This window comes from Rhizobacter terrae, assembly GCF_003852895.1.
Classification (GTDB): domain Bacteria; phylum Pseudomonadota; class Gammaproteobacteria; order Burkholderiales; family Burkholderiaceae_C; genus Albitalea; species Albitalea terrae.
Window position 1 is genome coordinate 371,983 of sequence record NZ_QUSW01000004.1, and the last position, 21,431, is coordinate 393,413.

The 21,431-nt window shown below is 66.3% G+C and carries 18 protein-coding genes; 6 read left to right on the plus strand and 12 right to left on the minus strand.

Annotated features, from left to right (window positions below):
• Nucleotides 1-15: 15 nt before the first annotated feature.
• A complete protein-coding gene (locus DZC73_RS16510) occupies nt 16-1,662 on the minus strand; it encodes a 3-(methylthio)propionyl-CoA ligase (protein WP_124541442.1) in 1,647 nt (548 codons plus the stop codon).
• A gap of 218 nt (nt 1,663-1,880) precedes the next feature.
• Between DZC73_RS16510 and DZC73_RS16515 the strand changes: the two genes are divergently transcribed.
• The 5 genes from DZC73_RS16515 to DZC73_RS16535 all read left to right on the plus strand — a co-directional run bounded on the left by DZC73_RS16515 (nt 1,881) and on the right by DZC73_RS16535 (nt 5,683).
• Nucleotides 1,881-3,383 (plus strand): protein adenylyltransferase SelO, encoded by a 1,503-nt coding sequence (locus DZC73_RS16515; protein ID WP_124541443.1) that lies wholly within the window; start codon nt 1,881-1,883, stop codon nt 3,381-3,383.
• A complete protein-coding gene (gene msrB, locus DZC73_RS16520; protein WP_124541444.1) occupies nt 3,380-3,814 on the plus strand; it encodes a peptide-methionine (R)-S-oxide reductase MsrB in 435 nt (144 codons plus the stop codon). Before DZC73_RS16515 ends, msrB begins: the two co-directional genes overlap by 4 nt.
• Before the next feature lie 44 nt (nt 3,815-3,858).
• Complete coding sequence (locus DZC73_RS16525; protein WP_124541445.1) at nt 3,859-4,518, plus strand: septation protein A; 660 nt, start codon at nt 3,859-3,861, stop codon at nt 4,516-4,518.
• Nucleotides 4,515-4,796 carry a BolA family protein gene (locus DZC73_RS16530; protein ID WP_124541446.1) on the plus strand — a complete coding sequence of 94 codons (282 nt, stop codon included), beginning with the start codon at nt 4,515-4,517 and terminating at the stop codon, nt 4,794-4,796. Before DZC73_RS16525 ends, DZC73_RS16530 begins: the two co-directional genes overlap by 4 nt.
• Nucleotides 4,797-4,888: 92 nt before the next feature.
• The gene (locus tag DZC73_RS16535; RefSeq protein ID WP_124541447.1) at nt 4,889-5,683 is read left to right on the plus strand and encodes a peptidylprolyl isomerase; all 795 of its coding nucleotides are present in this window, start codon (nt 4,889-4,891) and stop codon (nt 5,681-5,683) included.
• Nucleotides 5,684-5,735: 52 nt separating this feature from the next.
• Here DZC73_RS16535 and DZC73_RS16540 read toward each other — a convergent pair whose 3' ends face one another.
• Nucleotides 5,736-6,416: an ABC transporter ATP-binding protein gene (locus DZC73_RS16540; RefSeq protein ID WP_124541448.1), complete on the minus strand. Its 681-nt coding sequence runs from the start codon at nt 6,414-6,416 to the stop codon at nt 5,736-5,738.
• Here DZC73_RS16540 and DZC73_RS16545 point away from each other — a divergent pair.
• Nucleotides 6,415-7,113, plus strand: a complete 699-nt coding sequence (locus DZC73_RS16545; protein WP_124541449.1) for an arylesterase — start codon at nt 6,415-6,417, stop codon at nt 7,111-7,113. The genes DZC73_RS16540 and DZC73_RS16545 overlap by 2 nt on opposite strands.
• A 9-nt stretch (nt 7,114-7,122) precedes the next feature.
• Here the strand turns inward: DZC73_RS16545 and DZC73_RS16550 are convergent, their stop codons facing one another.
• The 10 genes from DZC73_RS16550 to DZC73_RS16595 all read right to left on the minus strand — a co-directional run bounded on the left by DZC73_RS16550 (nt 7,123) and on the right by DZC73_RS16595 (nt 21,420).
• Complete coding sequence (locus tag DZC73_RS16550; protein WP_124541450.1) at nt 7,123-9,438, minus strand: FecR family protein; 2,316 nt, start codon at nt 9,436-9,438, stop codon at nt 7,123-7,125.
• A gap of 114 nt (nt 9,439-9,552) precedes the next feature.
• On the minus strand, nt 9,553-10,089 hold the full coding sequence (gene def / locus DZC73_RS16555) for a peptide deformylase (RefSeq protein ID WP_124541451.1): 537 nt from the start codon (nt 10,087-10,089) through the stop codon (nt 9,553-9,555).
• A 20-nt stretch (nt 10,090-10,109) separates the two neighbouring features.
• Nucleotides 10,110-12,194 carry an NAD-dependent DNA ligase LigA gene (ligA, locus tag DZC73_RS16560; RefSeq protein ID WP_124541452.1) on the minus strand — a complete coding sequence of 695 codons (2,085 nt, stop codon included), beginning with the start codon at nt 12,192-12,194 and terminating at the stop codon, nt 10,110-10,112.
• A 103-nt stretch (nt 12,195-12,297) separates the two neighbouring features.
• Complete coding sequence (locus DZC73_RS16565) at nt 12,298-13,104, minus strand: CsgG/HfaB family protein (RefSeq protein WP_124541453.1); 807 nt, start codon at nt 13,102-13,104, stop codon at nt 12,298-12,300.
• A 168-nt stretch (nt 13,105-13,272) separates the two neighbouring features.
• Nucleotides 13,273-13,689, minus strand: a complete 417-nt coding sequence (locus DZC73_RS16570; protein WP_124541454.1) for a hypothetical protein — start codon at nt 13,687-13,689, stop codon at nt 13,273-13,275.
• A 2-nt stretch (nt 13,690-13,691) separates the two neighbouring features.
• Nucleotides 13,692-14,420, minus strand: a complete 729-nt coding sequence (locus DZC73_RS16575) for a putative type VI secretion system effector (RefSeq protein ID WP_124541455.1) — start codon at nt 14,418-14,420, stop codon at nt 13,692-13,694.
• Entirely contained in the window at nt 14,417-17,275 is a 2,859-nt protein-coding gene (locus DZC73_RS16580) for a T6SS effector BTH_I2691 family protein (protein WP_328589515.1), read from the minus strand. Before DZC73_RS16580 ends, DZC73_RS16575 begins: the two co-directional genes overlap by 4 nt.
• A 49-nt stretch (nt 17,276-17,324) precedes the next feature.
• Nucleotides 17,325-18,278 (minus strand): DUF4123 domain-containing protein, encoded by a 954-nt coding sequence (locus DZC73_RS16585; RefSeq protein WP_124541457.1) that lies wholly within the window; start codon nt 18,276-18,278, stop codon nt 17,325-17,327.
• Nucleotides 18,275-21,094: a type VI secretion system Vgr family protein gene (locus tag DZC73_RS16590; RefSeq protein ID WP_124541458.1), complete on the minus strand. Its 2,820-nt coding sequence runs from the start codon at nt 21,092-21,094 to the stop codon at nt 18,275-18,277. Before DZC73_RS16590 ends, DZC73_RS16585 begins: the two co-directional genes overlap by 4 nt.
• Nucleotides 21,091-21,420: a hypothetical protein gene (locus DZC73_RS16595; RefSeq protein WP_124541459.1), complete on the minus strand. Its 330-nt coding sequence runs from the start codon at nt 21,418-21,420 to the stop codon at nt 21,091-21,093. Before DZC73_RS16595 ends, DZC73_RS16590 begins: the two co-directional genes overlap by 4 nt.
• Nucleotides 21,421-21,431 lie beyond the last annotated feature (11 nt).

Sequence of the window (21,431 nt, forward strand, 5' to 3'; positions counted from 1 at the left end):
TGGTCGACGTGCACGTCACACGCCGGGCAGCTTGTGCTCCTTGAACTGATCGCGCAACTTCAGCTTCTGGATCTTGCCCGTGGCGGTGTGAGGGATTTCATTCACGAACACCACGTCGTCAGGGATCTGCCACTTCGCGATGCGCCCTTCGAAGAACCCGAGGATGTCTTGCGCACTTGCCTCGGCTCCTGGCTTCTTCACCACCACCAGCAGCGGGCGTTCGTCCCACTTCGGATGCTTGCAGGCGATGGCCGCCGCCTCGTGCACCGCGGGGTGCGCCATGGCGATGTTCTCGAGGTCGATGGAACTGATCCACTCACCGCCGGACTTGATCACGTCCTTGCTGCGGTCGGTGATCTGCATGTAGCCGTCTTCGTCGATGGTGGCGACGTCGCCGGTCGGGAACCAGTCCTGCCCGTTCACCTTCACCAGCGGCGAACGCTCGTGCCTGAAGTAGCGCTGGATGATCCACGGCCCGCGCACCACCAGGTTGCCCGAGGCCTTGCCGTCCCAGGGCAGCGGCTTCTCGTCGTCGTCGAGGATCATCATGTCCACGCCGTAGACCACGCGGCCCTGCTTCTCCAGCAGGCGGTGCTTTGCCTCGGCATCGAGCTTCTCGTGCGAGGCCTTGAGCTTGGACACGGTGCCAATCGGCGACATCTCCGTCATGCCCCAGGCGTGGATCACTTCCACGCCGAAGTCGTTCTCCAGCGTGCGCATCATGGCCGGCGGGCAGGCGCTGCCGCCGATCACCGTGCGCTTGAAGGTGCTGAACTTGAGCTTGTTGCTCTGCGCGTAGGTGATGAGCCCCAGCCAGACGGTGGGCACGCCCGCGCTGAAGGTGACCTTCTCGGTCTCGAAGAGCTCGTAGAGCGACTTGCCGTCCAGGTGCGGGCCCGGGAACACCAGCTTGGCCCCCACCAGCGGCACCGAGTACGGCAGGCCCCAAGCGTTGACGTGGAACATCGGCACGACCGGCAGGATCACGTCCTTGGCGGAGCAGCCCAGCGAATCGGGCAGCGCCGAGGCGTAGGTGTGCAGCAGGGTCGATCGGTGGCTGTAGACCGCCCCCTTGGGGTTGCCGGTGGTGCCGGAGGTGTAGCAGATGGTGGCGGCGGTGTTCTCGTCGAACTCGGGCCACATGTAGTCGCCGTTCTCGGCGTCCACCAGGTCGTCGTAGCACAGCAGGCCGGGAATGGCGGTGCTGGCCGGCATGTGGGCGCGGTCGGTCATCAGCACGAAGTGCTTCACCGTCTTGAGCGCCGGCGCCAGCTTGTCGATGAGCGGCAGGAAGGTCAGGTCGAAGCACAGCACCTTGTCTTCGGCGTCATTGACGATCCAGGCGATCTGCTCCGGAAAGAGCCGCGGGTTCACCGTGTGGCACACCAGCTGCGAGCCGGAGGTGGCGTAGTAGATCTCCAGGTGCCGGTAGCCGTTCCAGGCCAGCGTGGCGACGCGGTCGCCGGCCTCGCAGCCCAGCCTGGCCAGCGCCTGGGCCAGTTGGCGCGCGCGCAGTTCGGTGGCCTTCCAGGTGGTGCGGTGGATGTCGCCCTCGGCCCGCTTGGACACGATCTCGGTGTCGCCGTAGTGCCTGGCCGCGTGGACGATCAGCGAAGAGATCATCAAGGGCATTTGCATCATCTGACCCATCAGGGCTGCCATGTCTCGTACTCCGTGGAATGCGCCTGGGCGACGCGACGATCATAGGAAGGCACCTCTGGAGGTTGCCTGCGGTTTACCCCGATGATCGCCGCGGCTCGCCCGCGCGCTTGTCGTCGGCACGACAGATGGGGCTGGTGTTTACTCGTAGGTTGCGGCGGGTGAAGCGGCCCCACCCTACGGCAGAGAGGGCAGCCACGCACCACATAAACTGGCCACCAATGAGCGCCCTTCCCCTGCCCCCCGTCCTCAGCGAAGCCCCGCCCCTGCGCTTCGCCGACACCTTCCACGCCCTCGGCGATCGCTTCCACACCGCGCTCCCCGCCCAAGGCGTTCCCGACCCGCACTGGGTCGTCACCAGCGACGCCTGCGCCGCGGACCTCGGCCTGCCGCCCGACTGGACGCAGCGCGAGGAATGGCACGCCCTGCAGGTCTTCAGCGGCAATGCCGTGTGGCCCGGCATGCGCACGCTGGCCGGCGTCTACAGCGGCCACCAGTTCGGCGTGTGGGCCGGCCAGCTGGGCGATGGCCGCGCACTGCTGCTGGGGGAGGTGGACTCGCCCACCGGCCCGCTGGAAATCCAGCTCAAGGGCAGCGGCCTCACGCCCTACTCGCGCATGGGCGATGGCCGGGCGGTGCTGCGTTCGTCCATCCGCGAGTTCCTGTGTTCGGAGGCGATGCATGCCCTGGGCGTGCCCACCACGCGTGCACTGTGCGTCACCGGCTCGCCGCTGCCGGTACGGCGCGAGACCATCGAGACCGCCGCCGTGTGCACGCGGGTGTCGCCGAGCTTCATCCGCTTTGGCCACTTCGAGCACTTCACGCACACCGCGCAGGACCCGGACGCCCTGCGCACGCTGGCCGATCACGTCATCGACCGTTTCGAGCCGCAATGCCGCAGTGCAGCACAGCCTTACGTCGCCCTGCTGGAGACCGTGGCACGCAAGACGGGCGAACTGATGGCGCACTGGCAGAGCATCGGCTTTTGCCACGGCGTGATGAACACCGACAACATGTCCATCCTGGGCCTGACCATCGACTACGGCCCCTTCGGCTTCCTCGACGGCTTCGACCCCGGCCACATCTGCAACCACTCGGACCACCAGGGCCGCTACGCGTACGCCCGGCAGCCCAATGCGGCGTTCTGGAACCTGCATGCGCTGGCGCAGGGGCTCATGCCGCTGATCGACGAGGACGACGATGCGCTCGACGCGCTGGAGGCGTTCAAGCCGGCCTTCGCCAACACCATGCAGTCGCGCATGCGCGCCAAGCTGGGTTTGCGCACTGCACAAGACAGTGACCCGGCGCTGATCGACAGCCTGCTCAAGCTCATGGCCGCCGAGCGCACCGACTTCACCATCGCCTTTCGCCGGCTGTCGCGCTTCCAGACGGCCGATGGTGCGGACAACGCCCCGGTGCGCGACCTGTTCGTCGACCGCGAGGCCTTCGACGCCTGGGCCGCGCAATACCGCACCCGGCTGGCGGCCGAGAACAGCATCGACGCCGAGCGCGCCCTTGCGATGGACCGGACCAACCCCAAGTTCATTCTTCGCAACCATCTCGCCCAGGAAGCCATCCACAAGGCGGAGCAAGGCGACTTCAGCGAAACCGCGCGCCTGCTGAAAGTTTTGCAGCGCCCGTTCGACGAACAGCCTGAGCACGCGGCCGACGCCGACTTCCCGCCCGACTGGGCGCAACACATCGAGGTGTCCTGTTCATCATGAGTTCTTCTTCGCACGACCCGCACGACGACCCCCGCTACAAGGTCCACAAGACGGACGCCGAGTGGCGCGACCAGCTCGACCCGATGCAATACCAGGTCGCGCGCCATGCCGCCACCGAGCGCGCCTTCAGCGGCAAGTACTGGGACCACTGGGAAGAGGGCAAGTACAACTGCGTGGGCTGCGGCATCCCGCTGTTCGATTCGGGCACCAAGTTCGACGCCGGCTGCGGCTGGCCGAGCTATTTCCAGCCCGTCAACAGCGAGGTGGTGGAGCGTGTCGTGGACCGTTCCCACGGCATGGTCCGCGTGGAAGTGCGCTGCAACAATTGCGGCTCGCACCTGGGCCACGTCTTCGAGGATGGCCCCGCGCCGACGGGTGAGCGCTTCTGCATCAACTCGGCAGCGATAAACTTCGCCCCCGACAAGACATGATTTGCCGGGCGCCGGGACAGTAGCGCCCCTTCCTGGCGCCCTTGATGAAACTATTCCTCGACTTTCTTCCACTGGTCCTCTTCTTCGGCACCTTCCAGTACGCCGACAAGCACAAGGAGTGGGCCGCCGCCATCGCCACCAGCGCCCTGGGCTTCATGGTCTCCGGTGGCGTGGTGGGCACCGAAGAGGCCCCCATCCTGCTGGGCACCATGGTCATGAGCGTCATGACGCTCGTGCAGGTGGTGGTGCTCAAGCTGATGCGCCAGAAGGTGCACCTGATGCTGTGGATCACTTTCGCGCTGGTGCTCACCCTGGGCAGCGCCACGGTCTACTTCCACAACCCGGACATCATCAAGTGGAAGCCCAGCATCGCCTACTGGGCGCTGGGGCTGTCGTTCTGGATCAGCCGCATGGTCTTCCACAAGAACCTGCTCCAGGAGATGCTGGGCGCCGAGATGGTGCTGCCCCCCGCCGTTTGGCAGCGCCTGAACTTCGCGTGGGTCGCCTTCCTGGGCCTGATGGGCCTGCTCAACCTGTACGTGGCCTACACCTTCTCGACGTCCACCTGGGCGAGCTTCAAGGTGTTCGGCGCCACGGGGCTGATGATCGCGTTCTCGGTCGGCCAGGTCGTGTACCTGAGCAAGTACATGAAGCCCGAGGAGGAAGACCCGCCGCAGGACAAGCCCAAGGAGAGCGCGCCGTGAGCGCTGCACCGCAGGGCGTGGCAGCGGCAGACATCGAGGCCGCGCTGCGCGACGCGCTGACGCCCGAGGCCTTGGAAGTGCAGGACGACAGCCACCTGCATGCAGGACACGCCGGGGCGCGCGAGGGGCGCCATTTCACCGTGCGCATCACCACCACCCGCTTCAACGGTTTGTCACGAATCGGGCGGCATCGGCTCGTATATGATGCCCTGCAATTTTTGATCCCGCGAGGCATCCACGCGCTGGCCATCGAAGCCCGCGCACCGGGTGAGCGTTGAACCTTCCTCCAGTCTTCCACTCCACAGTTTTCCAACCACAGCCCGGGCGGTCTGCCGCGGGCACACCTCCCGAGTTTGAAAGGCTCATGCCCATGAAGAAGATGTCCGCCGCCGCCTGCGTGGCGCTCGCGCTGATCGTCCCGGCCGCCGCGATGGCCCAGAACGTTGCCATCGTCAACGGCAAGCCGGTGCAGAAGTCGCGCGTCGACACGCTGATCAACCAGGCCGTGAAGCAGGGCCAGCCCAAGACGCCTGAACTCGAGAAGCAAGCCCGCGACGAGGTGGTGCTGCGCGAGATGTTCATGCAGGAAGCCGAGCGCCGCGGCCTGACCAAGTCGCCCGAAGTGCAGACCCAGCTCGACCTGGCCCGCCAGACCGTCATCATCCGCGCCCTGTTCGACAACGAGCGCGAGAAGAGCAAGGTCAGCGATGCCGACGTGCAGGCCGAGTACGACAAGCTCAAGGCCCAGAACAGCGGCACCGAGTACCGTGCCAGCCACATCCTGGTCGAGAAGGAAGACGACGCCAAGGCGCTGATCAAGCAGCTCAACGGCGGCGCCAAGTTCGACGAAGTGGCCAAGAAGAATTCGAAGGACCCCGGCTCCGCTGAAAAGGGCGGCGACCTGGACTTCGCCAAGCCCGATTCCTACGTGCCTGAGTTCAGTGCCGCGCTGACCAAGCTCAAGAAGGGCGAGATGACGCAAGACCCCGTCAAATCGCAGTTCGGCTACCACATCATCAAGCTGGAAGACACGCGCGAATCGCAGTTCCCCCCGCTGGCTGACGTGAAGCCCCAGATCGAGCAGCGCCTGCTGCAGGCCAAGCTGGCGAAGTTCCGCGACGAAATCAAGGCCAAGGCAAAAACCGACTACAAGTTCAGCAACTGAACTCCTGGTCGAGACAAGGCGCTTGCTCTTCAGGCAAGCGCCTTTTTCTTTTTTACGAAGCTGAGGTGACGAGGCGGCCCGCCTCGATCTGCAGTTGCCGATCGCACCTCGCCGCGATACCTCGGTCGTGCGTGACCAGCACGAGCGTCGTCCCGGCTTCGCGGTTGAGGTCGAACATCAGCTCCATCACCTTCTCGCCGGTCGCGAAGTCGAGGCTGCCGGTGGGCTCGTCGGCCAGCAGCAGTGCCGGCCGCACGACGAAGGCGCGGGCCAGGGCCACGCGCTGCTGTTCGCCGCCGGACAGCACCTTGGGGTAGTGCCTCAGGCGTTCGCCCAACCCCACCCGCTTGAGCATCTCGGTGGCCTGCATGCGTGCATCGCTGCGGCCTTGCAGTTCGAGCGGCAGCATCACGTTTTCCAGCGCGGTGAGGTTGCCCAGCAACTGGAAACTCTGGAACACGAAGCCCACCTTGGAAGCACGCACCCCGGCCCGGGCGTCTTCGTCGAGCGCGAAGAGGTCGGTGCCGGCCAGCCGGACAGTGCCGGTGGTGGGGGTGTCCAGGCCCGCGATGATCGACAGCAGCGTGCTCTTGCCCGACCCCGATGCGCCCACGATGGCCGCGGACTGGTTGGGCAGCAAGGTGAAATCGATCTCGTGGAGAATGGTCAGCGTGCCCGTCGAGTCCTGCACCTGCTTGGTGACGTGCTCGACCGCAATGATGGGTTGTGACATGAATGAGGTGGCCGGTTTGAATCTCTCGCGCCGCGCGTGGCTCGCGCACTGTACATCGCTGGCTGCGCTCACGGCCTTCGCAGGCCTGGCCGCGCAGCCACTGGACGCACATGCGGCCGCCTCGGCGCCAGGCAAGATCCTCGTGGTGGGCGACAGCCTGTCGGCCGAGTACGGCCTGGTTCGCGGCAGCGGCTGGGTGAGCCTGCTGGAGAAGCGCCTGGCCCAGGAGAAGATCGATGCATCGGTCGTCAACGCCAGCATCAGCGGCGACACCACCTCGGGCGGGCGTGCCCGGCTGGCTGATCTGCTCAAGCGGCATCAGCCGACGCTGGTCATCCTGGAGCTGGGCGGCAACGATGCGCTGCGCGGGCTGCCGCTGTCGATGACGCAGGAGAACCTGGACACGATGGCACGCACTTCCAAGGACGCCGGCGCGCGCGTGCTCATCGTTGGCATGCAGGTGCCGCCCAACTATGGCCGCAAATACAGCGACGAGTTCGCTGCGCTGTTCAGCACCGTCGCAAAGAAGCAAGGGGCACAGCTCGTGCCCTTCCTGCTCAAGGGCGTGGCAGACGTCCCCGATTCGGAGAAGCTGTTCCAGCCCGACCGCATCCACCCCAAGGCCGAGGCCCACCCGACCATTCTTGCCAACGTCTGGCCGGTGCTGCGGCCGATGCTGGCGGCCGGAAAGAAGTAGCCCGAACGATCAGTTGTTGTTCTCGCGCCGCTCGCCACGCTGGTGGCCGCGCTGCTCGCGTTCGCGCTCTTCCTTGGCCTGCTGGCGTTCCTGGGCGTTCTGGCCGGGCTCGGGCTTGGCCGGCTTCTGTTCCTGCGGTTGGGGCTTTGCGGCCTGCGGTTGAGGCTGGGCCTGCTGCTGCGCCTGAGGCGGCGGCGGCACCGCGCGACCGCGCTGTTCCTGCTGCAGCTCATGCTGACGGCGGACCTCCGCCTGGCGCTGCTGCTCGGCGCGGGCTGCAGCCTCCTGCTGCTGGCGCTGTGCCTCCTGCTGGCGGCGCGCTTCCATCTGCCGCTGCTGCTCGGCGCGCATCGACGCCTCCTGCTGGCGTTGGGCCTCTTGCGCACGCAGGGCTTCCTGCTGCTGGCGTTGCGCGTCCTGCTGCCGCTTGCCTTCCATCAGGCGCTGCTGCTCGGTGCGCATCGCCGCTTCCTGCTGCTGGCGCTGGGCCTCTTGTGCACGCTGCGCGTCCTGCTGCTGGCGCTGTGCGTCCTGCTGCCGCTTGCCTTCCATCACGCGCTGCTGTTCGGCGCGCATGGCCGCTTCCTGCTGCTGGCGCTGGGCTTCCTGTTGACGGGCCAAGTCAGCCGGCTGCTGGCCGGGCTGGGTCGTGGGCATCGCGAGTGCCGGCTTGCCGGCTTGAGCGGGCAGCGTCTGCACGCGGCCATCATCACGCCCGTCGCGGCGACCGCGATCGGGGCCTCGCTCGAAGCGGCCACGCTGTTCGGCATCAGCACCTCGTGCGCCTTGTGCACCTTGCGCATTCGCGCGATTGGGCGGCAGCGGGATGTTGATGCCACTCTGGGGAGCGAGATTGGCGGCCGTCACGGGTGCCTGCCCCGCGGCGGCGGTGATCGCAGGACGCTGTCCATCCGGCGAGAAGCCATGGCGGCGGCGGGTCTCGTCAACCTTCGGCGCCGGCACTGGCGGTGCCGCCACCACTTGCTGTTGCTGCGGCTGCAGGTTCGCCGGCAGCGTGACCGGGCCCGCGATCGCGCGGTCATGGTGCCAAGGCAGAACAGCCGGGCCCACCGGCTGGCGGTTCACCATCACCGTCTGGGGCACCACGGTCACTGCATGCGGCAGGTGGCGGTTGCGGTAGTCGACGTTCACCACCGCCTGCTGCGGGTTGTTGACGATGGTCGTGATGTTGGTGATGTTCGTGACCTGCGTGACGTTGACCTGCCTGACGTAGGTCGGGCTCACGCGGTAGGCCGGCACGTACACCTCACGCGGCGCCAGCGGGAACCAGCCCACGGCCGGCGCGGTGTTGCCGATGGAGATCGACACGCTCAGGTGCGGCCCGCCCACCCAGCCCACCAGTGCCGGCGCATACACCGGGCGGCGCACGTAGGTGCCGGGCACCCAGCACCAGCGGTCACGCACGGTCACCCAGCGGCCGTAGTGGAAGGGAGCGAAACCCCAGGGCTGATCGTCGATCCATGTCCAGCCCCAGGGGCTGACCCAAGCCCAGTGGCCCGCGCGATACGGCGCCCAGTCCACGGGCACGGCGCGCGGGATCCACACCGCGCCGTACTCCGGCTCCTGCTCCCAGCGGCCATAGCGGTCCAGGTCTTCGGCGCCGGTCATCTCCGGGGAGACGTAGCGGGCCGACGCGCTGCGGTCATCGCGGCGGTCCTGGTCGGCACTCCATGAGGCGAAGGCATCGCGCACGGGGTCGGTGATGCTGTACTGCGCGGCGTTGTTCTCCAGCCAGAACTCGGCACGCTGGCCTGTGTTCACGGTGAGGGCACTGCCCGGGCCTTCGAACAGCGCACTGCCGCTCAGCACGGTGACGTGGCTGGCCTCGTCGGCGCGGTCGAAGCGGTAGCGGCCGGCACGCGGGGTGGTGAAACGGCCTTCCCCCGTGCGCAATTCGAACTCGCGGGCCGATTCGCCAGAGCGCAGGCGGGTCGCGATGCTGCCGCTGTGCAGCTGAAGGGAGATGTGGTCGTCGTCGATGCGCAGCACTTCCAGCTCAGTGCCGGAGTCCAGCCGAACGGTGCTGGAGCCGATGCGCACCTCGGCGCGCGCGCCGTCGTCGGTGGACACGCGGTCGCCGTCGGTCAGCGGCCGGTTGCGCACCGCACTGACCCATTCGCCGGCGTCCGGCGAGAAGAACCAGACCTGTCCGTTCATGTCACCCAGGCGGCCCACGCGTCCGGGCGGGTCGGCCCAGGCGGCCGTCGTGAATGCGGTGCACAAAAACACCAGCAGGCTGGCGGCCAGGCGCCACGTTTTCAGGAAGGACGATCGATCAGGAAGGGGGCTCGTCGTCGGGTTCATGCTGTCGGCCTCGTGAAAAGGGATCCATTCGGGCAACGCAAAGGGCGCACCGACCGCTGACGGGACACCCCCGATAGAAACGATGCTTTACACACCTTCCCCTTTCGAAGGGGGTCAGTCGTCCTCGTTCGGGTCCAGGTCAGGAAACAGCACGCTGGTGAAACCGAAGCGTGTGAAATCCCGAACACGCATCGGGTAAAGCTTGCCGATCAGGTGGTCGCATTCATGCTGGACCACCCGGGCATGGAAGCCGTCGGCCTCGCGGTCGATGGGCTGGCCCTGCGGGTCGAAACCGGTGTAGCGGATGCGCGCCCAGCGGGGCACCACGCCGCGCAGGCCGGGCACCGACAGGCAGCCCTCCCAGCCCTCCTCCTCCAGCGAGGACAAGGGCGTGATCTGCGGGTTGATGAGCACCGTCTCAGGCACCGGTGGTGCGTCCGGATACCGGTCGTTCTTCTTGAAACCGAAGATCACCAATTGCAGGTCCACTCCGATCTGCGGCGCGGCCAGGCCGGCGCCCTGGGCCGCATGCATGGTGTCGAACATGTCGGCGATGAGCGCATGCAGCTCGGGGGTGTCGAAGCGGGCGATGGGCTGGGCCACGCGCAGCAGGCGCGGATCGCCCATCTTGAGAATCTCTCGAACGGTCACTGCGGGTCCTTGGGTTGCGGTCACTGCGGCAGCAGTGCCTTCAAACCTTCTTCGTCCAGGATGGTGACGCCAAGTTCCTGCGCCTTGTCGAGCTTGCTGCCCGCCTCGGCACCGGCCACCACGTAGTGCGTCTTCTTGGACACCGAGCCCGACACCTTGCCGCCGGCGGCCTCGATCAAGTCCTTCGCCTCGTCGCGGCTCATGGTGGGCAAGGTGCCGGTGAGCACGAAGGTCTTGCCGGCCAGCGGCTTGGGGCTCAGGTCGCCGGTGCCGTCGTGTTCTTCCCAGGTGATGCCGCAGGCACGAAGCTGCTCGGCCACCTCGCGGTTGTGCGGCTGCGCGAAGAAGGTGTGGATGCTCTGCGCCACCACCGGGCCGACGTCGTTGACCTCCAGCAGTTGCTCCACCGTCGCGTCCATGATGCGATCGAGTGCGCCGAAGTGCTTGGCCAGGTCCTTGGCCGTGGTCTCGCCGATGTGGCGGATGCCCAGCGAGAAGAGGAAGCGGCCCAGCGTCGTCTTCTTGCTCTTCTCCAGCCCGTCCACCAGGTTCTGCGCGCTCTTCTCGCCCAGGCGGTCCAGCGCGACGAGCTTGGCCACGCCCAGCTTGTACAGCTCGGGCAGCGTGCGGATGAGCCCGCTGTCCACGAGCTGGTCCACCAGCTTGTCGCCCAGGCCTTCCACGTCCATCGCCCGGCGAGAGGCAAAGTGCAGGATGGCCTGCTTGCGCTGCGCGGCGCAGAACAGGCCGCCGCTGCAGCGCCAGTCCACCTCGCCTTCTTCGCGGGTGATCTCGCTGCCGCACACCGGGCACTTGCCGTTCAGCCGGTTGTAGATGCTGAAGGACTGTGCATCGGCCGGCCGCTTGTCGGCGATGGTGCCGACGACCTCGGGAATCACGTCGCCGGCGCGGCGCACGATCACCGTGTCGCCGATGCGCACGTCCTTGCGGTCGATCTCGTCCTGGTTGTGCAGCGTGGCGTTGCTGACCGTCGTGCCACCCACGAACACCGGCTCCAGCTTGGCCACCGGCGTGAGCTTGCCGGTGCGGCCGACCTGGATGTCGATGTCCAGCAGCCGCGTCATCTGCTCCTGCGCCGGGTACTTGTGCGCCACCGCCCAGCGCGGTTCGCGCGAGACGAAGCCCAGCTTGTCCTGCAGGGCGCGGTCGTTGACCTTGTAGACGACACCGTCGATGTCGAAGGGCAGCGCATCGCGCTTCTCGCCGATGCGGCGGTGGAAATCGACCAGGCCTTGAGCGCCCTGCACCACCGCGTGATCGCCGTTCACCGGCATGCCCATCGCCTGCAGCGCATCCACCATGCCACTGTGGGTGCCGGGAATCTGCCAGCCCTGCACATCGCCCAGCCCGTACGCAAAGAAGCTCAGCGGACGCTTGGCGGCCATGGCCGGGTCCAGCTGCCGCACCGCACCGGCAGCGGCGTTGCGCGGGTTCACGAAGGTCTTCTCGTTCTTCGCCCCCTTGGCGATGAGCTCGCGCTGGCGTTCGTTGAGCTTGTCGAAGTCGTCGCGGCGGATGTAGACCTCGCCGCGCACCTCGATCACCGCTGGTGCCGCGTCGGTGTGGCGAAGCTTGAGCGGAATCTGCGCGATGGTGCGGATGTTCTGCGTCACGTCCTCGCCGGTCTCGCCGTTGCCGCGCGTGGCGGCCTGCACCAGCACACCGTGCTCATAGCGCAGATTGATGGCCAGGCCATCGAACTTCAGCTCGGCGGCGTATTCGACGGGCGGCGCGGATTCATCCAGCCCCAGCTCGCGGCGCACGCGGGCATCGAAGGCAATGGCGCCGCTGTCTTCGGTGTCTGTCTCCGTGCGGATGGACAGCATCGGCACGGCATGCTGCACGGGCGTGAAGCCGTCCAGCACCTTGCCGATCACGCGCTGCGTGGGCGAATCGGCGGTGAGCAGCTCGGGGTGCTCGGCCTCGATGGCCTGCAGTTCCTGGAAGAGCTTGTCGTACTCGGCGTCCGGCAGTTCCGGATCGTCGAGGACGTAGTAGCGGTGGGCGTGGTAGTGAAGCTGCTCGCGCAACTCGGCGGCACGCGTCGCGGCGGCCGAGTCGGAGATGGGAGAAATCGGACTCATCCGGCAAGCATGCCACGATTGAAAGCAAGCGGGGCACGCCCCGGTGAGGGTGTGCCCCGCATGTGAGCGAGTATCGGACGAGAGGACGCGTGGTCGCGGCCGATTACTTCTTGTCGTCCGCCTTCAGCACCACGCGCTCGGTGATGCTGTTGGAGGCGACGTTCTCGGTGATGAACGAGGTCGAGCGCACCAGCAGGTCGCGGGCCACTTCTTCCAGCGGCGAGCCGCTGATGGACGCATGGTTGCCGCCCAGGCCGACGCCGCCGCCCCAGCCGGCGCCGCTCAGGCCGAAGCCGCTCTTCTGGTTGTCGGCCTGCAGCGTCTTGGAGCCGACGATCTTGGCCTTGCTCACGTTCACGACACGCAGGTCCATGTTCATGTGGACCTTGGTCTTCTTCCAGTCCACGCTGCCGGCCACCAGCGACAGCGGGCCCTTGAACAGGCCGCCCAGCGCCCCCAGGCCGGTGGAGCTCTGCTCGAAGCCCAGCGAGGTGATGGAGCCGGTGATGAGGAAGTCGGCGGCCTCGGCCTCGACCTTCTTGCCCACCAGGGCGAGTTCCTTGTTCAGCTCATCGAGCGATGCGCGTTCCTGCACTTCGAAGCAGCCGGTCTGCTGCAAGGCGGTGGAGAGCATTTCCGTCATGCCGGTGCCCACGCCGGTGTAGGTGGGCTGGTTCACGTTGCCGCCGTGGCCGTAGTACTCCCACCAGCGGTAGCGCTTCGGGTCCTGCTGGCCGGCGCCGGACGAGCAGTCGGCCGACTTGCACTTGATCTCGCTGACGATCACCTTCGCGACCGGCTTGGCGCACTTGGGGACGCTGATTTCGCGCTCACGGACCTCGCTGGTCTCGGCATGGGCGAGCGTGAAGAACAAGGCGGCAGCCGCGCCCAGGGCGATCTTGGAACTCATGGACTTCCTCCGGGAAATGCTTGATGTGTGGAGCGCTCGGTGCTTGTGGCACGAGGCGGGGGAAGTATAGGGAGCCAAGTGCGCGATCACGGCCTCGGAGGCCCCCTCCTTTTGGGGGCGGGACCGGACGAACGTGAAACAAAACGTTGCGCGCTCTACGGACGCCCTCTACGGCGCCGCACGCTTGCCAGCAATCGCTGCCGCCAGGTTCGGATACGCAAACGAATGGAAGCGGATTTGCGCCTCCTTGTTCTTCTCGCACAAGGCAATGGCGTCGCCCAGCTTCATGCTCCTGTCGAGCAGGTTGGTGAACTTCGTGGTCACCAGAAAGTAGGCCTTGAATGTCGGGGTCGCGCCGATGGCGTTGAGGCTGGCGGTGGCCTGCTCGACCTGGGACTGCCACAGCTTTTCGACCAAAGGAAGCGTGTCCGGCACCAACGAAAGGCAGGTGGCGTAGAGCCGGTACTCCGCCACCGTGGCGTCAAGGGCCAGAACAGCCTTCTTCTCATCGAAGGGCTGGGCATCCGGCGCAGCAACGCTGGACAAGGTTGTGGTGGCCAAGGCAAGCGCCAGGAAGTATTTCATGCTCAGTATCGAAAGTAGAAGGTTCCCAATTCACCGGGGTCACCCGTCCTGCGACTGGCCTTGGTGGCTCTGGCAAGGTCGATGTCGCCTGGCTTGTCCCATCCAAATGCCGCAAACGCCTTTTCTGCCAGCGTGACAAATGGCATCCATCGTCTGGCGAGGCTGAAATTCATCAGACCAAAGAAGGCGGCCACGCCTAACGCGACGAGATCACCTCCTTCGCTCCAGGCGTCTGCCAGACGCTGCGTGGAACCTGCCAACAGCAGAAATCCCAAGGGCACGCAGACAAAGAACATCGTGAGGTACAGCCACCACTTGATGGCATTCTTGATGTGGCGCGTCCTGCCACGAGAGCAATGCGGATAGAGCGCCACAGTCCGATCACTCGGCCTGGCGATGGCGATTGCATTCATGGCTTGGCCCTGCAACTCGCCCACCACCTCCACCTGGTCGCCCTCGCCAAACGGACTGCGCCACACCCAGCCCTTGACGCTGATTCCGTCCAGCGCGAACTCGACGAAGTCCGCATCTTCCTCGACGCTGGTGGCGTGTGACGCGGCCGACACCGCCTGGCCACCAAGACCCGCCACGCCAGCGGCTATCGCCACCACCCCCAGGCTCGTCGTGTCCCGATCAGTGAAAACAAAGCTCGCAGCCTGCCGCGTCGCCTTGTAGCCCTGGATCGTCCCGGCAATGCGGGTTACCGACTTCACTGGGGGGTTGATCGTCATTGGAGACCCATTTCCTTCAACGCATCGGCAAGCCCTTGCTCCTGGTCCTTGACTGCCACGTACCCTCCGGTCTTGCGCTTTTTCCCGAAGGCTGTGTGGTCGGCCCACTTCTCCAGGGCGTCAGGGGTCATCTTCCAGATCACCACCTGGATGACCAGCGTGCCGACCGTGATCCACCCGCCCGCTGCCATTCCAAGGATGCGCAACCCGATCAACGCCGCGGCCCGCTCCCCCACGGCCTCGACCGCTGCACCTGCCGCCGCCCGGCCCGTCAACCGCGCCACGAGAGGCGCCGCATAGGTGAAGGTCACAGCCAAGGTGATGGCGCCGGACGCAATGCCCGCCAACCCCTTGACGCTGCACATGATGAACAACAGGTCGTAACCCTTGCCAAAATTCTTGCCTGCATCGATCAAGTCCAGGACGCCGCCCATCAATGACGCCGTCCCGCTCAAGGCCCCGCCCCAGCCCTTTAGCGACTGGTAGGTCCAGCTTTCCGAGCCCAGCCCCGGCAAGCCGGCGGACTCCTTGGACGGCAGGTTCTTCGTGATGGTCGCCGCCACGTCGAACAGCGCGCTCGTGATCGACATGCCGGACGCAACAAGGCTGAAGTATGACTTGAAGTCCCCCTTCATTTTGCAGTCTGCGATCAGCTTCGCGAAGTTCACGCCTTCGATCAGGCCGACGACCAGCGCAAGGCGTGCGTCCTTCAGCGCCTGCGAGACTTTCGCATCGCCACTGGTCTTGAATTTCGCCCACGCCTGATTCAACGCTTCCGTTTGCGCCGTGCGGATTTCCGGCGTGTCCAGCTTCATGAAGTTGCGCGTGGTGCGCAAGCGCTGCAGGGTCTGCTCGCGGCTCAGCTGCTCGCCCATGGCTTGGGCCTGCACCAGGCGTTCACTGTCCAGCGGGTCGACCAGGGCGCGAATGGAGAAGATGTGCTGAATGACTTTTTCGGCCGCGTAGTCACCCAGCTTGTCGAAGGCGAAGTGCCTGAAGGCCCAGTCGCCGGCGCCGATCATGAATCGATCCGCCCCACGCATCTTGATCGGATTGATGGTGGCGCCGAAAGCCGTCGACCCGGCGGCGGATGACGCTTTCTCGACGGCATCGAAAACGCTTTGCGCCTTCTTGTAGGTGTCGGCAAACCCCTTGAGGACCTTGGCGGTGTAGCCCACCCAGGTCACGGTCTTGGACAGCGTCTGTTCGCTGCGGTGCTTCTCCGCCTCCTTCAGCGCGGCATTCAAGGAGGCGATGCCGACATCCTGGTTGAGCGCAACCGCCCGCCAGTAGAGGTTCTTTTTGTCGGCTTCGGTCTGCGCCACCCATTCCTTGAGCTTCTTGGCACCTGCGGGGCTGGAGCCGATCGCAAAGAACGCCCTACTGACCTTGTCCTCGAACTGGACGCCGTCGGAGATGTTGGCGCCGTGGAAATCTTCCAGCGTGTCGATCAGCAGTTGCGATCCCAGCCAGGCCACGACCGCCTCGGTGCGCTGATCGATCAGCTTATTGACCGACGTGGACAGGCTCTTGTTGTTCTTCTCGAACAGGTCGAGTGCCGGACGATCGATGCGTGCCTCGTACTTCGGCCAGGCCTCCCGTTCTTCATGCTTGATGTTGGCGTCGTAGTTCTTCGCGCGCCTCTTGAGGAAGTCCTCGACCTCCGCCTTGATCTTGTCGATCTCCTGGCGGCGCTCGGGCTCGTTCGCCAGGTTCGCGTGCTGCAGCCGTGCGCCGTAACCAAGCATCGGCACCTTGCGCCGACCCCAATCGTCGAGGATGTCGCAGATCTCGAGTTGGCGGCTTCGCTGCGGCTCGGGAAGTTTTTCAGCGTTCTTGCGGCGCGCCTTCGCGTCCTCGTCGGTGTTCCAGTTCGAGGCATTCTTCAACTGCTCGTCCTGGCTGGCCTTCTGGATGCCGCCGGCCCGCGACTCGAGCGCCTTGCGAAGACCATCCAGGTTGTTGGCCGCGTCCAGCTGGAATGCGCGCTCTTCCCCGTAGAGTTTGACCCAGCCGGCCGCATCGTTGCGGAAGGCGTTCAACTCACTGACGATGCCGATGGCGTCCCACAGCGCCAGCACATGAGGCGTCCCGTGGCTGCCGTTGGCCCGGGTCGCGCGCTGCTGCATCGCCTTGAAGTCGGCGTCGGCCTGCCCCTGGCGCAATGCCCAGGGATACAGGGTGCTGACCGTGTTGATGCGCCCGGCATCGAAGCCGCCGTCTTCCTGGCTGAACTTGCCCGTGATCTTCGCGTCATGCGGCAGCTTCGCATCCGGCGCCACCGCCGCGTACTCCAGCACGTCCTGCAGCGCTGCCGCCGATGCGGGCGTGCCGTGTGAATGCTTGGCGCCGGTCATCATCTTGGCGGGATACAGCGTCTGCATCCGCGAATCGCGCAGCTTCGCGTTCTTCGTGTACTCCTTGATCGTGTCCGCACTCCACTTGTGCTCGCTGAATGCGATCCAGGTCTTGCCGCACTTGTCGGGCCGCTCGATCACCAGGTGACGCAGCCGGGCATCGGAGTGCCCCTGCCTGGCACAGGCCCTCGCCGTGCGCTCGGGCGCCGACACGGCCATCAGCGGATCGGGCTGCTTGTACAGCACCCCGTCGCCCGTGACCATGTAGCACTCCCACTTGTTGCTCCCGGCCTGGTTCTTCGAATAGAAGAGGTAGACATACCCAGCGCGAAGCAGGCGCAAGGCGTAATGGAACTCGGCGCCCAGGGGCACGCTGGCAATGCGGTCAGCGCTGGCCCAGCTGGGAACACCCGGTGTCACTGAGGCCGGAACCGGACAGTAGCGCACAGGGAAAATCGGCAAGCCGGTCGCGTTGCAATCGTTGCACAGGGTTGACATGGTGAAAGCTCGTCCTCCGTTCACCGAACGAATGATTGTTTGAAGGCCTTCAGGCGAGGCCGTTTTCTTGTCGCACTTCTTGTCGCACTCTTTCCCAGGCCGCCTCGTCCACCGCCTCGATCAAGGCGGTGTAACGGTCATCGGCCTGGCGGGATTGCAGCACCTGCGCGATGGCAGGATGCTTGTCGAACATCGGGTGAATCGTCATCGCATGGATGGCGAATGCGCTGAGGTCATGCACATGCCCGAAGCCGAGTTCACGGGCGCGGCGCATGGCATCGAATGCGGCACGGCGGGCCTGGTCCAAGGGCATGGGTTTGTCGCATTCGCGCAAGGCCGCATTCAACGGTGCCACGAGGTCGACGTCGTCCCAGGAACGCACGGTCCAAGTGGATCGAACGCCATCGGCCGGCGACGTGAAGGCGGCGAGCTCACCTTGCGGATCCAGCAACCACCATGTGGACACCGGCCCAAGCAGTTGCGACCGCTCCTCGGCAGACAGCAAGGCCCACAAGGCCCACAGCACCGCCGGGTCGTGCAGACGCAGCAGCGCGGCGCCCCCGCCCGGGCGACGCTGGATCATCTGCCTGGCCCAGTGGCGGATCGCCAATCCCGCATCCGCGCGAAGGGCCAGCCATCCACCGATCCGCCGCCCCTTGCCCTGCTTCAACTCATCGACAGCCAGTTCAGCGACGGCTCGGTCGATGCTGTCCTGCAGTGCCATGCTGCCTTTCGCGGTGCGGGTGTCCAGCGGAACCCACTGCGGTTGGAAAGACGGATCAACGCCCGGGTGTTGCAGGCGAATCGTCCTGACCTCGTCGCCATCCAGCAGACCTTGCAGCGAATCAGGCAGAGGCTCGGACTCGGGCGCGCCCGCATCCACCGCCAGCCACAGCAAGCCGTCGCTTTGCGCATGAGCGGCACGATGCAGCCGGTCGCTGATGTCGGCACCGCTCGTGCCGGCATCAGCAGCGTGTGAGTCCGCGCTGTCGTGCGCCGTCATCCCAGGTCCACGGCCGCGGACTGCTGGGCCGCAGCATCGGACACTGATTTGGCGCAACCCTGGAGCGTCGCGGGTGGGGGCAAGCTCAGGCTCGCATTCGCGCTCGCTCCGCCCGCCAACTCCTTCATCGCCGCCTTGAACTCCACCTTCCCCGGCCCGTTCAAGGTGATGTCGCCGCCTTCAATGCGAAGCGCCGCCCCGGCCGCCGTCAGCAGCACATGGTTCGGCGCTGCCACCTTCACCATCGCACTGACACTGCTCACCTCCACGCTCTTGCTCGCGGTGAGCTTGGTCGCCGCCGACTGGCTTTGGGTGTTCACGCTGCCGCTGGCCGCATGCAGCTTGATGCCGGTTTCCTGGTTGGGCTTGTCCGCGTCCTGCGCCTTGCCATAGGTGAACAGCACCAGACCCTTGGCCACCGCCGTCGCGTGGTTGGCCTGGGCCAGCGCCTGCAAATCCTGCCCGGCCACGACGCTCATGGTCTTGCCCGCGCTCATCAGCGTGCTGGCAGGCGTCGTGCTGCCGATGCCACCAGGCGCCGCGGCCACCAGGTGCGGGCTGCTCCACGCACTGACCGTGCCCGCGCCGCCACCGATGGGCTTGTCGCCGCTGCCCTGGTCATCGTTCAGGCTGGCGCTTTCCATCAGCGCCTTGGCCGACGCATCCAGCGCCTTCACCACGTCCACCTCATCGGGCGCCACCTCACCGGCCAGCTTGGCCTGGTGATCCTGCGCAGACTGCCACAGCGTCTTCGCCTGTCCCATCGCCAGCGCGATGCTGGCCTGAGGCTCGCGGGCATCGATCTGGTTCGCACTCGTCTGGCTGCCGCCACGCACGTGCGCGCTCAGCAGCAGGCCGCTGCCGGCCCGCACCGCGCCCCAGGCCGCGCTGCTCAAGTCCAGTCCGTGCCCGCGTTGCTGCAGGCGCTGGTTGTCGGTCTGCTGGATCAGGTGCCCCAGCTGCAGCCGCGTGCTCGCACTGGTGGTCGACAGCTCGATGCGGCCTGCCGACGGCGTGTCGTCGAACACGAGCTGGTTGTAGCCGCCCGTGCCGCTCTGGCTGGCCGACAGTTCCTGGCTCTTGAAGCCGGCCATCACCGCCGCATGCTGGTGGGCCTGCAAGTCGCCGCGGCCCTCATCACCCGGAAACCATGCATTCGCATTACCGGTGCTGGTAGCGGCACCGCCGCCCACCTGGTTGGCCTGCGCATTGGCTTGGCCCGCGCCGTTGTAGACGCTGCCCAGCACCACTGGCCGATCCATGTCGCCGCCAAGGAACGCCACCACCACTTCCTGGCCCAGGCGCGGCACGAAGTGGCCGCCCCAGTTGTCGCCCGCCACCGTCTCGGCCACGCGCACCCAGGTGCCGCTGGCGTCGCTGCCCGGCGCGTTGTCGTCCGCTGCGGGATTCAGCCGATGGCTGGACTGCCCGCCACGCTGCCAGTGGAACTGCACCTTGATGCGGTGGTCGCGGTCGGTGTGCACCGGTTCGCCCAGGCCGACGACGATGGCCGTCTGCAGGCCATGCACGGTGGGCCGCACGCACAGGCGCGGGTCGGGCTGGCCGTGCTCGTCCAGCGTCACCGGCCGCACCGCGTTCGCCGCCGGTTGAGCCACGATCTCGCACGCATACAGCGGTTCATCGCTGTCATTGGCCAGGCCCTGCTCGGGCGCATGCACCCGGCGGATCGCGCCCAGCAAGGTCTCGACCTGCGCCTTCGCATCGGCCGCCAGGTTGTTGCGCGCCGTGTGCTTCACCGACAGCACCACGAAACGATCACGGTTCGAATCGCTGCCATCGTGGACGGGATGGTCCAGCAAGGTGAAGAGGCTGCCCGGCGCGATGGTGCGCACCGTGCCGCTGCCGCTCACGCGCGAGCGCCAGGCATCGATGGCCTGGGCCTGCCGCAGCGCGAGCCGTTCGCCCTGGGTGGAATCCTCGTAGGCATACACGCCCGGCACGTCGCTGATGCCCAGTGACGGCAGCGGCGCATCCACGCCCTGCTGGCTGACGGGCCGAGCGTCCACGCTGCGGTAGTCCAGGCTGGCCATCTGCACGGCGCCCGTGCGCACATGCACCTCGTCATCCCACTCGGTGAGGCTGTCTTCGGCCAGCACCGAACTGCTCTGCGTGTAGCGGATGCGCTCCTGCACGTTCGGCTTGAACGCGCCGTTGTGGTCGGCAATCACCAGCGTGTGTGCATCGCCGGTGTGTTCGAACCAGTGGAACAGCCCTTCCTCCAGCAGCAGGCGCTGCACGAAGGCCAGGTCCGTCTCCTGGTATTGCGTGCACAGGCTGCGCTGCGGGTACACCGCCGGGTCTGCCAGGTCCCAGCGCCAGGCGGGCACCAGCGTGCCCTGGCCCTGGTAGCCAGCCAGCACGTCGTCGACGATCTGCGGCACGGTCTGCCCCTGGAAGACCCAGCTGTCCTGGCGATGCGCCAGGAACGCCAGCCACGGCTCGACGACCAGCCGGTAGCGCGCCAGGCCACCATCGCTTCCGACCATCGCCGCGCTGGTGACGTGCCCATGCCACGGGCGCAGATCGGTGCGGCTGTGGCTGGTCAGCAGCTCCACCAGCACCGGTTGGCCGATGAGCTGCTTGAGCTCGATGTGCGCATCGGTGGACAGCGCATGCACGACCAGCCTGAAGCCCGCGCCGGATTGCGCGTCAGCGCCGGGGCCCACGCCTTCGAAGGCCTCCAGGCGCTCTGCCGCGAGCACGTCAGTGCCCAGCGGCGTGTGCAGCTTGATCAGCCGGTCGGTCTGCGCAGGCTTGCCACCCAGGAACGACAGGAGCTCATCGATGAGCTTCATGCCACGGCGCGGTCCGCGCGCTCGATGTGATGCACGTGGTGTTCCGGCAGCTCATGCAGGTGAAGGTTCCAGCGTGAGTTGTCCAGCAGGCTCACCACCATGTGCTCGCGCGACACGACCTCGATGCGCCAGGGCTGCGCAGCCATCTTGGACACCAGCAGGCGGGCATCGCGCAGCGCACTCGGCAAGGCCTGTGCGAGCCATGCAGTCACGATGGCGGGCTGCGCGTCATCGTCGATGTGCAAGCCGGACAGCAAAGGCGCAGCTCGGTGCCAGCTGTCGGGTTGGCAGTTGTCCGCTGCACGTTCGAGCAGGATCTCATCCATGAACATCTCCC